The sequence below is a fragment of the Rufibacter immobilis genome (assembly GCF_003721565.1).
GTDB lineage: Bacteria > Bacteroidota > Bacteroidia > Cytophagales > Hymenobacteraceae > Nibribacter > Nibribacter immobilis.
Window position 1 is genome coordinate 274,059 of sequence record NZ_RJJE01000002.1, and the last position, 15,262, is coordinate 289,320.

General features: G+C 52.1%; 14 protein-coding genes. 4 read left to right on the plus strand and 10 right to left on the minus strand.

Annotation, left to right across the window (positions count from 1 at the left end):
- Positions 1 to 15: 15 nt before the first annotated feature.
- Both fbaA and EFA69_RS03640 read right to left on the minus strand, forming a co-directional pair.
- Complete coding sequence (gene fbaA / locus EFA69_RS03635; protein ID WP_123131726.1) at positions 16 to 1,080, minus strand: class II fructose-bisphosphate aldolase; 1,065 nt, start codon at positions 1,078 to 1,080, stop codon at positions 16 to 18.
- 52 nt (positions 1,081 to 1,132) lie between these two features.
- Complete coding sequence (locus tag EFA69_RS03640) at positions 1,133 to 1,414, minus strand: 2TM domain-containing protein (RefSeq protein WP_123131727.1); 282 nt, start codon at positions 1,412 to 1,414, stop codon at positions 1,133 to 1,135.
- A gap of 664 nt (positions 1,415 to 2,078) precedes the next feature.
- On the opposite strand from EFA69_RS03640, the gene polA reads away from it, so the two are divergent.
- Positions 2,079 to 4,946, plus strand: coding sequence for a DNA polymerase I (polA, locus tag EFA69_RS03645; protein ID WP_123131728.1), 2,868 nt, complete (start codon positions 2,079 to 2,081; stop codon positions 4,944 to 4,946).
- 152 nt (positions 4,947 to 5,098) lie between these two features.
- Here polA and EFA69_RS03650 read toward each other — a convergent pair whose 3' ends face one another.
- From EFA69_RS03650 to EFA69_RS03665, 4 genes are all read right to left on the minus strand, one after another.
- Positions 5,099 to 5,542, minus strand: a complete 444-nt coding sequence (locus tag EFA69_RS03650; RefSeq protein ID WP_148041246.1) for a hypothetical protein — start codon at positions 5,540 to 5,542, stop codon at positions 5,099 to 5,101.
- A gap of 162 nt (positions 5,543 to 5,704) precedes the next feature.
- Positions 5,705 to 6,169 (minus strand): lipocalin-like domain-containing protein, encoded by a 465-nt coding sequence (locus tag EFA69_RS03655; RefSeq protein ID WP_123131730.1) that lies wholly within the window; start codon positions 6,167 to 6,169, stop codon positions 5,705 to 5,707.
- Positions 6,170 to 6,299: 130 nt separating this feature from the next.
- Positions 6,300 to 7,643, minus strand: a complete 1,344-nt coding sequence (locus EFA69_RS03660) for an SGNH/GDSL hydrolase family protein (protein WP_123131731.1) — start codon at positions 7,641 to 7,643, stop codon at positions 6,300 to 6,302.
- Between the two features lie 18 nt (positions 7,644 to 7,661).
- On the minus strand, positions 7,662 to 8,906 hold the full coding sequence (locus EFA69_RS03665) for an OmpP1/FadL family transporter (protein ID WP_123131732.1): 1,245 nt from the start codon (positions 8,904 to 8,906) through the stop codon (positions 7,662 to 7,664).
- 258 nt (positions 8,907 to 9,164) lie between these two features.
- On the opposite strand from EFA69_RS03665, the gene EFA69_RS03670 reads away from it, so the two are divergent.
- The gene (locus EFA69_RS03670) at positions 9,165 to 10,058 is read left to right on the plus strand and encodes an NAD(P)/FAD-dependent oxidoreductase (protein ID WP_123131733.1); all 894 of its coding nucleotides are present in this window, start codon (positions 9,165 to 9,167) and stop codon (positions 10,056 to 10,058) included.
- 122 nt (positions 10,059 to 10,180) lie between these two features.
- Here EFA69_RS03670 and EFA69_RS03675 read toward each other — a convergent pair whose 3' ends face one another.
- The gene (locus tag EFA69_RS03675) at positions 10,181 to 11,011 is read right to left on the minus strand and encodes a cyanophycinase (RefSeq protein WP_123131734.1); all 831 of its coding nucleotides are present in this window, start codon (positions 11,009 to 11,011) and stop codon (positions 10,181 to 10,183) included.
- A 149-nt stretch (positions 11,012 to 11,160) separates the two neighbouring features.
- On the opposite strand from EFA69_RS03675, the gene EFA69_RS03680 reads away from it, so the two are divergent.
- Positions 11,161 to 12,498: an MBL fold metallo-hydrolase gene (locus EFA69_RS03680; protein WP_123131735.1), complete on the plus strand. Its 1,338-nt coding sequence runs from the start codon at positions 11,161 to 11,163 to the stop codon at positions 12,496 to 12,498.
- Between the two features lie 27 nt (positions 12,499 to 12,525).
- Here EFA69_RS03680 and EFA69_RS03685 read toward each other — a convergent pair whose 3' ends face one another.
- Positions 12,526 to 12,741 carry a hypothetical protein gene (locus EFA69_RS03685; protein ID WP_123131736.1) on the minus strand — a complete coding sequence of 72 codons (216 nt, stop codon included), beginning with the start codon at positions 12,739 to 12,741 and terminating at the stop codon, positions 12,526 to 12,528.
- A gap of 87 nt (positions 12,742 to 12,828) precedes the next feature.
- Between EFA69_RS03685 and EFA69_RS03690 the strand changes: the two genes are divergently transcribed.
- Positions 12,829 to 13,635: a DUF481 domain-containing protein gene (locus EFA69_RS03690; protein WP_221175665.1), complete on the plus strand. Its 807-nt coding sequence runs from the start codon at positions 12,829 to 12,831 to the stop codon at positions 13,633 to 13,635.
- 86 nt (positions 13,636 to 13,721) lie between these two features.
- Here the strand turns inward: EFA69_RS03690 and EFA69_RS03695 are convergent, their stop codons facing one another.
- Positions 13,722 to 14,132 carry a septal ring lytic transglycosylase RlpA family protein gene (locus EFA69_RS03695; RefSeq protein WP_123131738.1) on the minus strand — a complete coding sequence of 137 codons (411 nt, stop codon included), beginning with the start codon at positions 14,130 to 14,132 and terminating at the stop codon, positions 13,722 to 13,724.
- Positions 14,133 to 14,363: 231 nt separating this feature from the next.
- Positions 14,364 to 14,795, minus strand: a complete 432-nt coding sequence (locus EFA69_RS03700) for a GNAT family N-acetyltransferase (protein WP_123131739.1) — start codon at positions 14,793 to 14,795, stop codon at positions 14,364 to 14,366.
- Positions 14,796 to 15,262: the final 467 nt, after the last annotated feature.

The window sequence follows — 15,262 nt, forward strand, 5'->3', positions numbered from 1 at the left end:
ATGCGGTGAAGCAGATTAGTTTCTGTCTAAAGCATTCAAGTCTTGGAACGCTTCTTTCAGGCGGGTCACAAAAGCGTCTTCGCCGGCGCGTAACCATACGCGTGGGTCATAATGCTTCTTGTTAGGGCTGTCTTCACCATCTGGGTTACCAATCTGGCCTTGCAGATAGTCTTTCTTCTTCTCATAGTAGCCACGGATACCATCCCAGAACGCCCACTGCATGTCAGTGTCAATGTTCATTTTGATAGCGCCGTACTCAATGGCTTCTGTGATTTTGTGCTTCTCAGAACCAGAGCCACCGTGGAATACGAAATGTACCGGGTTAGGCTCAGTGCCAAACTTCTCCTGGATGTACACCTGAGAGTTTTTCAGGATCTCAGGGCGAAGCTCCACGTTACCTGGCTTGTACACACCGTGAACGTTACCAAAAGCAGCCGCTACAGTAAAGCGGTGGCTGATTTTTTTCAGTTCTTCGTAAGCGTAAGCTACGTGCTCAGGCTGCGTGTATAAGTGTTCGCTGTCAACATCAGAGTTGTCTACGCCATCTTCTTCACCACCGGTTACACCTAACTCAATTTCAATGGTCATGCCCATTTTAGACATGCGCTCCAGGTATTTGGCAGAGATTTCAATGTTCTCTTCCAGAGGCTCCTCAGAAAGGTCCAGCATGTGGGAGCTGAACAGAGGCTTGCCGTGCTGGGCGTAGAATTTCTCACCAGCGTCCAGAAGGCCATCAATCCAAGGCAACAGTTTCTTAGCGGCGTGGTCTGTGTGCAGAACTACTGGTACACCGTACGCCTCGGCCATTTGGTGCACATGGTGGGCACCGGAGATAGCACCGGCAATAGAGGCTGCCTGACCCTCGTTGCTCAGGCTTTTGCCCGCGTAGAACTGCGCACCGCCCTGGGAGAACTGAATAATTACCGGCGAATTTACCGCTTTGGCTGTTTCCAGTACCGCATTGATGGAGTTGGTACCAATTACGTTTACGGCCGGAAGGGCAAAGTTATTGTCGTTAGCATACTTGAATAAGTCCTGCACTTCATCGCCGTACAGAACGCCAGATCTAAATTTAGGCATGGGTTAGCTAGTTTTGGTCTATAAGCAAAACTAGCTAAATTATCCGTTAGTTCTAAAGATTCTTCTTTCGGGAGAGTTTCTCGTACTCGCGCTCCACGGCGTGGTCCTGGGCGCCATGGTAGGCATCATAGTAACTGAACGCGAGGGCGACGCCCCAGCCCAGGGTCATCCAGACCGGCCACGGAAGGCCGCCGGTGGTGTTGCTCTGCCCTTGCGTGAAGAACCACGCGGCCCACACCAGAAGGTTGATGACCAGGTACGTAAAGAGATGGCGCCGGAACGCCACCCGCTTCTTGGCCATCTTCCAGAGGAACTTGTCTTTCTCAGCTTCCATAAACGTCTTTATTATATAGCAAAAGCTAAATATAATAAGAACTTCCCATAAAGTGCTGTTCCCTAGGAGTAAAGGTTTCTGCCAGCTAGCAAAGAGACAGCACGTTTTGAGCCTGTTTTCTGAAAAACGTGCCCGAAACGCCGTGACCCTAGGAAGCGTGGCCGGCCGGCGTGAACATCCCCCTTCGCCCCTTCAAAGGGGGAGTATCTGGTAGAGGTGCAATTCACCTTTACCCCTAGAAAAGAAACAACACTTCATTTGCTGCAACGGCCTCTACCAAACGCACCTATTCCAGTCTTTCCTTCGAGCGCCACGCTTGTGGCCAAGTAAGAAAGAAGCTAAGAGAAAACAGCATCGGCTTGGCCGCAAGGGCAGTGCGAGAGGGGAAGACGAGGCCCCGCGGCCGTGAGCGCTTACCGCCAAAGATGGAGCAGCACTGCTTATAAAGCCATAGACAAGCGGCAAGCCATGGCAACAGCGAACTGCGTGCACCAGCGCATCCAGAATCCTTCGGCAGGCTCAGAATAATCAAACAAAATGCGTTTAGGGGCTGTTTTTCCAAAAACAGCCCCTAAACGCATTACCTCCAAATTTCTGTCATCATCGTACTTTATACCTATACCACATTGCACAGCCGCGGCTTTGCCCGTACCTTCGCTAGACTATGAGTACACCAGACAAACGCCTGTTTCTGCTAGACGCCATGGCGCTCATCTACCGCGCCCATTTCGCGTTCAGCAAGAACCCCAGAATCAACTCCAAAGGCATGAACACCGGGGCTGCCCTGGGCTTCACCAATACCTTGGTAGACCTGCTCAACCGCGAGAAGCCTACCCACATAGGGGTGTGTTATGATGCACCCTCCAAAACCTTCCGGCACGACAGCTTTGTGGAATATAAGGCCAACCGGCAGGCCATGCCCGAAGACATCGCCATTGCCATCCCCTACGTGAAGAAGATTGTAGAGGCGTTTGGCATCCCGGGCATGATGCTGGACGGTTACGAAGCCGATGACATCATTGGCACACTCTCCTGCAAAGCCGAGAAAGCGGGCTATGACGTGTTCATGATGACGCCCGACAAAGATTACTACCAACTGGTCACTGATCACGTGTTTGTCTACAAACCGGCCTTTCTAGGCAACGCCATTGAGGTGATTGACAAACCCAAGGTGCTGGAGCGTTGGGAGATCAGTAATGTGAAGCAGGTGATTGACATTCTGGGGCTGCAGGGCGATGCCGTAGATAACATTCCGGGTATACCGGGTATTGGCGAGAAAACGGCCAAGACCTTGATCCAGCGCTTTGGGAGCGTGGAGAACCTCATCGCCAATGCGCACGAGCTCAAAGGCAAGCAGAAAGAGAACGTGGTGAACTTCGCGGAGCAGGGCCTCATGTCCAAGGAACTGGCCACCATTCACTTGGACGTGCCCATTGACTTTGACGAGGAAGGCCTGCGCTATGACGGCCCCGACACCGAGAAACTAGCCGCCCTGTTTGATGAGCTGGAGTTCCGGCAGCTGGCTACCCGCGTATTGGGCACTGCCTCGCCGGCGGTTCCCAAGCCCGTGAGCCACAAGCCTACGGTGGGCAAAGGTGTGAAATCAAACACCCCTATGGGCCAGACTTCTTTGTTTGACGCACCCGCAGAGGCAACGGCCCCGGAAGCAGGAGAAGCCACAGAAACCCAGACAGACGAGTTCGCCCCGCGCATCCGCAAGACCATAGACACCACGCTGCATGAGTACCACTTGCTTACCACCCCAGAGCAGCGCCAGCAGCTATTGAAATACCTCAAGCTTCAGAAGGAAGTCTCCTTTGACACCGAAACCACCAGCATAGACGCCATCACGGCCCGTCTGGTGGGGATCTCGTTTAGCTACCTGCCCGGCGAAGCCTACTATATTCCGGTGCCGCCGCATGATGAGGAAGTTGCGCTGGAGATTGTGCAGGAGTTCAAGGAAGTGCTGGAAAGCCCGTCTATAGTGAAGATCGGGCAGAACATTAAGTATGATCTGGTGGTGCTGCAACGCTACGGCATAGACGTGCAGGGACCGCTGTATGACACCATGCTGGCCCATTACCTCCTGGAGCCCGACATGCGCCACAACATGGATCTGTTGGCCGAGACCTACCTCAACTACACGCCCATTTCCATTGAGACGCTCCTGGGCAAAGGCAAGAACCAGCTCACTATGGACAAGCTGCCCGCCCTGCAGATCTACGAATACGCCTGCGAAGATGCTGACATCACCCTACAGCTCAAAAACTACTTTGACCCACTTTTGGAAAAACAAGGCCTGAAACGCCTGTTCAATGACGTGGAGAACCCGCTGCTGGCCGTATTGGGGCACATGGAACGCGCCGGGGTGAGTATTGATGCCGAGGCCTTGGCCGAGTCTTCCATTTCATTGGAAACTAGTATTAAGGAGATTGAGCAGAAGATTTTCGAGCACGCGGGCATGGAGTTCAACATAGGCTCACCCAAGCAGTTGGGCGAGGTTCTGTTTGACCGCATGGGCCTGGGCGGCAGTAAAATCAAGAAAACCAAAACCGGCCAGTACGCCACCGGCGAAGAAATTTTATCAAAGCTGGCCTTTGAGCACGAGATTGTGCAGCTCATTCTGGACCACCGGCAGCTCACCAAGCTCAAGAGCACTTATGTAGACGCGCTGCCGCAACTGGTTTGCCAGGAAGACAACCGCCTGCACACGTCCTATAACCAGGCCGTGGCGGCCACCGGGCGCTTGAGCTCCACCAACCCTAACCTGCAGAACATTCCTATCAGGACGGAGAAAGGCCGGGAGATACGCAAAGCCTTTGTGCCCCGTGATGAGAACCACGTGCTGCTTTCCGCCGACTACTCCCAGATTGAGCTCCGGATCATGGCGCACTTCAGCAATGATGCCACCATGAAAGAGGCGTTCCAGAATGGGCTGGACATTCACGCGTCTACGGCGGCCAAAGTATTTCGGGTGCCGGTGGAGGAAGTGACCTCAGACATGCGCCGCAAGGCCAAGACCATCAACTTTGGGATTATCTACGGTATTTCGGCCTTCGGCTTGGCCGAACGACTTGCCATTCCGCGCCGCGAGGCCGCCGAGATCATTGAAGCCTATTTCCTGGAGTTCCCGGCCGTGAAAGAGTACATGGACAGCGCCATTAACCAGGCCCGCGATCAGGAATACGTGGAAACCTTGTTAGGGCGCCGCCGGTACCTACGTGACATCAACTCCCGCAACCAGAACATCAGGGGCTACGCCGAACGTAACGCCATCAACGCGCCTATCCAAGGTACTGCCGCCGATATCATCAAAATTGCCATGATCAACATTGACCAATGGCTACGGGAGCAGAACTTGGCCAGCCGGATGATCCTGCAGGTGCATGATGAATTGGTGTTTGACGTGCTCAAAGAAGAGTTGCCGGTAGTACAGCCAAAGATAGAGGAGCTCATGAAAAACGCCTTCCCGCTCAGCGTGCCTATGGAAGTAGGCATGGGTACCGGCGAGAACTGGCTACAGGCGCACTAAGCGTTTAGCGGCCGTTTTTCCAAAACAGGGCCTAAAACAGGAAGAGAGGCAAAATAGCTTCTCTTTCTGTTTTAGGCCCTGTTTTTTGGGTGGTAAGGAGGGGATTCCTGCTGTTAAATCACTTCTTCTGCCTTATTAAGGAGGGAGAACGGCTACTGTACGGCCATGCGGAGGGTGCCGGTTAGGCCTCCTTGGGTAAAGTTAGCGGTGAGGGTGGTGTTGGTGATGCCGGTTAAGGTGAGTTCCAGCTTGTCCGCCGGGATTCCCAGTGCCTCTATGCCTTCCACGTGTAGAAGGTCGTCCTGTAGAGACCAGGTTCCTGAAGCCTGCTGCGGAGTAGGGGCATTGCATTTGGTGGCACCTTCATCCATCAACAATACGCCCCCTTCCTGGAATTGGGCAAAATTATCGCGCTGGCAAGCGGCAAACGTTTGGTAATAATCTATGCTGGAGGGGCTGGTAACTTGGAGCGCGGCAATGTTCCACCGTTTGTTCTTGAGTAGTTCCTCTTTGGAAACCGCATCTTCGTCATCGCTGCAGGAGACCAGTAGCAATGCAGGAAGCAAAGACAAAGGAAATAAATAGCGCTTTTTCATGGACATGCAGGAGAGCTTTATTGCCTCTGCTATTTCCTGTTTTAAACACAAAAAAGCAATAGCATGCTTAAATAACCTTGCTTCTATTTTATTCTCTTACAGATGTTTAATAAGAAGTAGAAGGGGACTATGATACATTCTCTGTTTGGCTTTATGGTTACCTTATTTGGCCGTCATGGTCACGGTTCCGGGAGCTCCAGTGCCCAAAACTGTGTCTGTAAAGGTTAAGGTCATAGAGGTGTTCGTGATCTCCTTGATTGTTAAATCCAAATCAGAGAGCGGAAGGGCCAAGGGCTCTATCTCACCAGAGATACGCAATACATTGCCTGCGATAGACCAGGTGCCTTGCGTTTGCTGCGGGACTAAGTCATTGCACTTGGTAGCTCCTTCATCATATATGAAGGTTTTATCACTTCTAAACTCAAAGAAATCATCTTGCTGGCATGGTGCCGCTCCTTCAGAGGAATAGCCTGGAATAAGTCCGCCGGCTAACGTGACCGTAGTTAGCTGCCATTGCTTTGCTACCAATCTCTGCTCATTTTGTGAAACTTCCTCATCGTCATCGCCGCAGGAGGTGGCAAGGGTCAGCAAACAGAAGAGCAGGGGAAGTAAACGTGATTTGTTCATACAACAAAGAATAAGGTAATAGCTTGGGAGGGTTAAGGAGTGTGAAGTTTTCTAGAATAACTTATACGTTTAAGAGCATAAAAAAGGCCCGGAAATTTCCGGGCCTTTAGAAGATTATTTTGACAGATACTTACGGGATCAACACTGCCCGGAACTGTGTCACGTCAATGGTAGGAATAGTCGCCTTATAATGGGCATTGATTCTGGTGATCATTTCATTGGCGATGATCGCATATCCTCTTGGCGTTAAGTGTACACCGTCTAAGGAGAAGAGATTACCAGTGATAAAGGCAGGGGAATAATTGATGCCACTCATGGAGAATCCGCTCTTGATGTTGTTGAAATAGGCATGCACATCAAAGAAAGCAAGGTTGGCGCTCTTGGCTGTTTGCTCAATGATGGCATTCAGTTCAGAGGTTCTTGTCTTGATCTCCGCTACTTCAACTTTATCTAACACTTCATTGTCATTGAGAGGGTTTGCAGGGTGGAAGCCGTGCGGGATTTTTACCGTTCCTGAGGGAAGGGTAACATCATCTTGGCGGCCAAGATTAGCTTGGGTGGTTAAAAGAATGTAGTCACCATCTGCTATTGGGCGCGCACCGTTTGGAGCGGCCTCGTCTCTGATATAGATCACCAATTGGTCATTGCCCGTTGATCTTCTAACAGAGGCCTGGGTAACGGTGGTAAAGAACGGAACAGACGTAACATCTGGAATATTCATCACTATCCCTTTCGCCTTTCCTCCCTGCACCAATCCTCCTGCTAACTGTTGATAAATAGCCTGAAACTGGGCTACAGGTGTCATGTTGCTGAAAGGATTGCTTGCTACCGCTACTCCTCCACTGGTGGCATACGTAAGCACATCATTGTTTCCTAACCATAGGGAGAAGAAGGTGGGTTGGGTGGCCACTACCTTCTGGATATAAGTAGTCTTGGCCGTTACTTCAGCATCTGTTAACAAGCGCTCAAAGTAAGGGTTTACATTTCCGTACTCATTATAGGCGCTGGACAAAACAGAAATGCCTGGTACTCCCCAGTTTTGAACCTTTGCGGCATCAGCAAATTTGGTTAACCTTGGGCCACCCGGTAGGGGTTGCGCGTCTGTACGTACAGCCAGATTAGTGGTAACCGGTGCCAGTGTGGGAGAACCTGTTGCAGAAATTCCTGCTAGTCTTATGTATCCAGAACCATTTGACTGAGCTTCACTGAAGTACGGTTGCACAAAGGCCCCCCCTCCCGCAAAGGAAAATTGGTTGGCTAGGATGTTAGGGTAAGAATATACCTGTCCTTCCAAATACAAGCCATTGTCCTGGAAACCGGCAGTAAGGGAATTTCCTACGGCCACGTATTTGCTCAGGTTCAGCTCGCCGCGGCTAACGGTAATGTCGTTCTCAAACTCTGGCTCACAGCCAGTAAAGAAGAAGGCGCTGGAAAGAATTAAGGCGGCGCCTATTTTATGGAATATGTTCTTCATGATTGTGCAGGAAATAAATTAGAATTTATAGTTCACGGCAAGGCCAGGGATGTAGGCCACCGCCTTGTAAGTGCCGGGTACACCGCTGGATTTATCAGATAAGTCTGTCCGCTCTTTTTTGTTGATATAGCTGAAGGAAAGGTCCAGGTCTATTTTCTCGCTCAGCGCCAGAGTTAAACCACCTGACACGCTTCTTGAGTCTGCATCTGGAGTTTCTGGGGTAAGGTAGCCTGAGCGTACGGGTGTTTTGTCAAGGTAACCACCTGCGCGTACCGTAAGCATCTCGTTTACTTTGTACTGCACACCAAGGCGGTAGATGTAAGAGTCTTTGTAATTACGCTGTGCCTCTGTGTGGTCCTGGCCTCCTACAATTCCGTTGAAATCAAAGCGAAGGGCCTTGTAAGCCCCCCAGCCTACGCGCTGAATGTCGGCGCCAATGGTAAGGCGTTCGGTTGGCATAAAGCCAATACCCAGAGTGATGTTATCTGGCAAGGGAAGGGTGGCATCAAATTCAGTGGCGGTGAATTGGGCGGCAACCGGAGCGGCACCCGGTATACGGAAAGTCACGTCACCGGCCTCTACTGTGGCATCTACTTTAGAGCGGTAAGTAAGTCCCAGAGACAATTTATCAATTGGACGGGCGTATACCCCCACGTTGAAGCCTAAAGCCGTTTTAGATTTTCCGTCCAGCTCAATGTGCCCTTCTTCTCCAAAGGCGTTTTGCAGAGGAATGCTGCGCTGCAGGTTTACGCTACCGGTAGAGATGATAAGCCCGGCACCAACGCCAAATCTATCTGAGATACGGTAGCTCACCGTAGGCTGGATATAGATGGCCTGTAAGCTCAATTCATTCAGACCGAAACGACCTTGCCAGTAATTACCCCAATTTACGGTGCTGCCATAAGGAGTATACACCCCTATCCCGAAACGCCAAGGGCTTTCCTCTGCTCCGTAAGAAGCATACGCCTGAAAAGGAGTCCCCATAGGATTGTCTGTGCGGGCTTCTGATATACCAGGGCTGAGCGATCGGTAGGCAATTTTGGAGGTTAACGCACTTACGCCTAGTTGGATGCCATTCTGACGCAGGTGGGCCAACGCCCCAGGGTTAAAGAAAATGCTGCTCTGGTCCAACACAAGGCCTGTTCCTACGTGCCCCATGCCTATCTGCTTCTGCCCCTGTAGGTTAACTTGGTAACCTCCGGCAGTGGCAATACTCGCCGAGAGGAGGGCACTCCCCAAGAAGGCTAAAAATTTACTTTTCATGCGTTTCGCTCTTTAAAATAGGTATAATGGTTTGTTGGTAATTTGGTAATCAAATATAGAAAAATTGAACAGGTATTCTAATAGTGTTATGCATAAGCACTATATTTTTTAGAAATAATAATCAATAGTTTAGCGCTGGGCAGGCATATCCAAAGGTTTCTACCAGCCAGACTGCTGCTTGTAAGAAAAAGTAAGGATAGAGGTCATCTCTTTTTTGCCAGATGCGTTAAGCCATGACTGGTTAAGAGATAGACAACTATGTATGATGTATTGATAGTAGGCGGCGGACCGGCCGGACTGAGTGCTGCTATGCTGCTGGGGCGCTGCCTGCGCAAAGTGGCTTTGTTTGACACCCAAGAGTACCGTAATTCCTATTCCCACGCCATGAATGGGTTTATCACCCGAGACGGTACCCCACCCGGTGAGTTCCTGCGCCTTGGCCGCGAAGACCTGGCCAAGTACGAGGTAGACATCAAACATAAGCGCATTGTCAAGATCACCAAGGAAGGCGAACTGTTTCAGGCAACAGACGAAGAAGACCAGGTGTACCTGTCCAGGAAGGTGTTGCTGGCCACAGGCCTCAAGGATAGGTGGCCTCAGCTGCCCGGGGCCGAGCCCTTCTACGGCACCAGCATTCACCACTGCCCTTACTGTGACGGGTATGAGTCCAAGAACAAGCCGCTGGCGGCCTACGGCAAAAACCGCGATGCCATTGGCCTGTCGCTCTCGCTCAAGACCTGGAGCAGTGATGTGATGCTGTTCACAGACGGCACCAACCGCCTCACCCGCGAAGACCGAGAACTGCTGGGCAGAAACAAAGTGCAGATAAACACCGCCGCTATTGAACGCCTGGAGGGCGAAGACGGGCAACTACAGCGCATTGTGCTCAAGAACGGACAAACAGAGAACCGCGAAGCCATGTTCTTTTCCACGGGCTCAGACCAAAGCGCAGACCTGGCCCGCCAGCTACAGTGCGATTTCACGAGTAAAGGAGTGGTGAGAACCTATAAGCACCAGCAAACCAATGTGCCGGGGCTCTACGTGGCCGGAGACGCCGCCCGTGACATGCAATTGGTAATTGTGGCCGCCGCAGAAGGTACCAAAGCGGCGGTAGCCATCAACATGGAACTACAGAAAGAATTCAGGCTGTAAACCGCCGGCATCGGGTTTAAACGAAGTACTTGCGTTTAGGGGCTCTTTTTTGAAAAAGAGCCCCTAAACGCATTTGTCGTTTTACCCCCCCGTAAAGACAGCCTGTGGTCAGGTACTGGATACTACACTTTGGGAGAAGTGCTTTTCTTTTGCTGTGAAAGTTTCCGGAAGGCGCGGTCAGAGAGGCAATATTCATGGCCTTCCACCAGGAGGTGCATGGTCAGGTTCTCAATGGCAATGGGGTCACCTTCGTCTACCTCGTCTAAATTGGAGTAGCGTACGTGGGCGCCGTCCATAATGGTCACCACTCCCGTCCCGAAGACCTCCACGTGGTTGCCGCCTTTGATGATGATGCCGGTTTCTTCGCCCAGGCCAATGCCAATGAACTGCGGGCGCTTAGTCACCGCGTGGGCCAGACGGCCAAAACGGCCGCGTTCCGTGAAGTGCGTGTCAATGAACACATTCTGGATAAAAGACAGGCCATCGGTGGTTTTAACTTCGCCCTTCATGAGAGAATAGGAGCCGTAGCCTTCATAGATCATGCGGTCAGACATGGCGGCGGCCCCGGCGCTGGTGCCCGCAATAGTGATTTCCTCCTCCAGGTACCGGCGTTGCATAAGCTGGTGCAGTTGGGTGCCGCCTAAAAATTCCTTGAGCCGCAGCTGGTTGCCGCCCGTGAAGAAGATCACCTCCGCTTTGGCAATTCTGGCCAGGTTATCGGGTTTGTCAGCTTCGTTGTCTTCATCAATGTGCATGAACCGCACGCTGCTACAGCCCAGTTCCTCAAACGCTTCTTTGTAGGCCTGGCCAGATTCCATGGGTTCCAGCGTGGCGGTGGTAATGACTTCAATGTGCGAGTCAACGCTGCAAAGCTCAGACCTGATCAGGCTGATCAGGCCATCGTCATCGCCGCCGCCAAGGGCTATGAGGGTTCCTTTGGGTGTTTGCATCATTATTTCCTTTGGTCAACTGTGTACGGTAGTTTCCTGTAACGGTAGAACCGGCGCAGGAGGCCACCAAACATACTACTTATTTGCCAGCCCTGCCTAGGCCCCGTGCGCCGTCTCAACGCAGGGAGGGCTTCCTGCGTATTTTAGCTGTTATGAAGATAGAGCAATTTGAAGACAAAGGCCTGGCCCACTTCTCCTACATTGTCATGAGCGATGCCGAGATTGCGGTCATTGATCCGGCGCGGGACCCTAAGCCGTACGAAGAGTACGCCATGCTTCATGACGCCCGCATTACGGCTGTCATTGAAACGCACCCGCACGCAGACTTTGTGAGCGGGCACCTGGAGCTTTCTGAGGCCCGGCAGGCGACTATCTACGTAAGCAAACGGGCAGGAGCCACTTACAAACACACCCCCTTTGATGACGGCAACACCATCCGGATTGGGCAAGTGACCCTGCAGGCCATGAACACCCCCGGGCACTCCCCAGACAGTATCTCCATTTTGCTGCGCGATGAAGAAGGAAAAGAACACGCCGTCTTCACCGGCGACACTCTGTTTATAGGAGACGTGGGCCGCCCAGACCTGCGCGAGAAAGTAGGCAAAGAGACCGCCGCCCGCGAGGAATTGGCGCGGCAGATGTACCGCTCTACCCGTGAGAAGCTCATGACCCTGCCCAATCACGTGCTGGTGTACCCGGCCCACGGCGCCGGCAGCCTCTGCGGAAAAGCGCTGAGCGATGCCAAGAGCAGCACCATTGGGGCAGAGAAAGCCTCCAACCCTGCCCTTCAGCCCATGACCGAAGACGAGTTTGTGGCTTTCCTGACCGCCGACCAGCCTTTCATGCCCAAGTACTTCGCCTATGATGTGCAGCTGAATTTGAAGGGGGCGCCCAAGTTTCTGCCTTCCATCAAACAAGTGCCCATTATTCCGGCAGACCACCCGCTGGACGAAGACAGCCTCCTGATAGATACCCGCCCAGAGGAGCAGTTCAAGCAGGGGCATTTACCCGGGGCCATCAACCTACAGGACGGGCCTAAGTTTGAAACCTGGCTAGGCGCTATTGTGGGGCCAGAAGAACCGTTCTACCTCATAGGGGAAGACGAGGAAAAACTGCGGGAATTGATCTGTAGAACCGCTTCCATTGGGTATGAGGGCCTTATTTCCGGGGCTATGCCCCTGCCCCCGGCGGGTACCGCGCAGCTGCCTGGCTTAGACGTGGCGGCTTTTAAAGCCAGTCCTGAACAATACACCGTGGTAGACGTCCGGAACCGGAATGAGGTAAAAGAGAAGAAGGTTTTCCCGCACGCGCTGGAAATTCCTCTGCCAGAGCTCAGGGAGCGGGTAGCGGAGATTCCGGTAGACAAACCCATAGTGGTGCACTGCGCGGCAGGTTATCGGTCGGCGGCAGCGGTTAGCATCATTGCGCCGGCCATTTCCCAGGTGCCCGTGTATGATCTGGGCGAGGCCATCAAAGAATTCAACCAGTAAATAGATAACAGCTCATGCAAGAGCCGTTTAGGGGCTCTTTTCCGGAAAAGAGTCCCTAAACGGCTTTTGCTTTAAGTGCCGGAGTTTGAGCAGCAGCAGTGGTTCTAATTGATCGGGCGAATAGGGCAAGATAGGGGCAAACGCGGCGGTGGCCTGGGCAGGAATTGCGGGATTGGCTTGGGTGCCTCGGGTAAAATGCGTAATTTCGGGGACTGGTGCGTTTTCTAATGCGCTATTTCTCATGGGCTTTGAAGCTTCCCTCGTCTTCTGTAGCCTCTTTTTTACCAGATCATGAGCCATTCGGCCAACGGCCCTGGCTGTAAATTGCCTATGTTGTTTTCACCGCGTACTTCCCTTCTTGCCGCCTTTCTTTTCCTTTGTTGTATAAGTGCCTCGGGCCAGATCCTGAACGTGGAGAAAGCCCGGGTAGAGAAAGATTCCTCCGGGTACTTCACCGGAAAGCTGGGCCTCAACCTGAACCTGTTCAACCGCGCCACCGGCCATGAAGGCGCCACCGACCATTACATTGGCCTCACCGGCAGCGGCAACATTGGCTACGTGTCTGAAAACACCACTTACCTGTTGCTGGGGTCTTACAATTACGTGCGGTTGCGGGGCGCTACCCAAATTGAGACCGGGTATGTGCACGGGCGCGTGACCTTCAACAGAAAGGAGCGATTGTCTTATGAAGCCTACGCGCAGGCCCAATATGACTATAACCGGGGGCTTGAGCTGCGGGTACTGGGCGGGGCGGGCATCCGCTATGCATTGGTGCAGAAAGAGAACATTAGGGTGCATTTGGGAACGGGCGCCATGTTTGAGCATGAGCGCTGGCATAACCTGGAGGAAGACCGCTACATTATGAAGGATATCCCCAAGCTTTCTAACTACGCCAGCGTGCGCTTGCCGCTAAACCCGTTTCTGGAGCTGAACACCATCCATTATTACCAGGTAGGGTATGACCAGCCCGCCGGCATGACCCGCCACCGGTTCAGCGGCGACATTTCCATTGTGGCCAAGATCAACAACCGGTTCCAGCTCACCACCAATTACTCGCACACCTATGAGAACCGGCCCATTGTGCCCATCCCCAACTACCTCTACAGCCTCACCAACGGCATTCAGCTAAGCTTCTAAAACTCGTGTATTTTTCCGTTTAGGGGCTGTTTTTGGAAAAAGAGGCCCTAAACGGAAAAGTGGTTCCGGGTGCTTTGGGCCCTAGGCTATTTGCTGGCTTCTTTCACCACTTTCATCTGCACCGGCACCACCCCACTTTTCACCATGTCCAGCTTGCGGGCCGCCGATTTTGACAGGTCTATGATGCGGCCGCCGGCGTAAGGTCCGCGGTCTGTGATCCTCACCTTCACTGACCTTCCGTTGCGTGGATTGGTGACCTTCACCTTGGTCCCGAAAGGTAATTTCTTGTGCGCGGCGGTGCGCTTGCTGGGGCGGTAGCGCTGCCCGTTGGCCATTTTGTTTCCGCGGAGCTTGTCTGAGTAATAAGAGGCCTTTCCGCTCTCTGTATACCCTTTCTCCCCGAAGGCGGGTGCGCTGGCACCACAGCCACTGAGCAAGGGAATCAAGATGACTAAACTAAGAAGAAGGTGACGGAGGGGAAAGAGAAGCTTACGCATATTAGAAAATAAAAATAAAGCCAGGCCTACAGCGGCCAGTAAGAGTGCGCGAGAGCGCGGTTAATGCTTGGTTCTGGTCCACTACGCTAAAGAACCAAGGTGCCATTGCCCAAGTTAAGGCTCTTTAAGGCGTTGGCCAAATGATGGCTGGTTTAGGGCTTGTTTGGGAAAAAGAGCCGCTAAACGCACATGCGCCAAAGGTAGCCGCCGCTCAGGAGTGGGCTACTCGGGTTATAGTTTCTTCAGGAAGTGGAAGCCTTTGATCACAAACCCCTCGCGGAGGTAGAACTTGTGCGCGGCGTGGTTCACCACGTAGGCGTCCAGCATCATGGTCTCGCATTGGTGCCGTTCTGCCTCCTGGGTAAGCCAGTCCAGCAGGTGTTTCCCAATCCGCTGCGAGCGGTACTGCTCCTCTACCACAAAATTGTCTACCTCCAGGTATTTGCCGCTATACAACTTGGTCCCAATCCAGTACCCAGACAACCCAACGCAGGTAGCGCCTTTGAACACACCCACCATGCGGTAGTTGAGCGGGAGCATCTGGCGGAGCAGGGCCTCATACCGCTCGGGCTCCATCTTGGGGTTGAGGTACTGAATGAGCGGGAACTGCTGTGCCATCTCGGCCCATCCCTCTATCTGCTTAATCTGAAAAGACGCATCCATGAGCTTACAACATCAGCCGCAAAGGTAGGGATGGGGAAAGGGTTGTAAAAGTTATGCTAACAAAATGTTAAAAGGAAGAGCGTTTATAGGAGCGAAGGTTAAATGTCTGTTAATTAATGCTATTGGTTGTTTTTAGGAAAATAGGACCTGTATATTTACTGCTGTATTAAGAAAAATAGCCAGGGGAATTACAGTAATAAAACTGTGTGATTAAGGCGTGAGAGACTGCACTGTTAAGGAAAAGTTAAACCCATGATTTCTCTATAGAGGATTATAGGAATTACATGGCCAGGTAAAAGAAGTGGAGCAGGGAAATGTCCAGTTCTGAAACAGGAATGTGCGGGAACGGACGCTTTAAGTGGATAGTTGTTTGTATATAATGCTGATTATTAATCCTTTATATTATTGGCATGCGTGTTGTAATAAAGAGTGCAGTAGAAGCAAGTACTTTACAGATGCTACCCAAG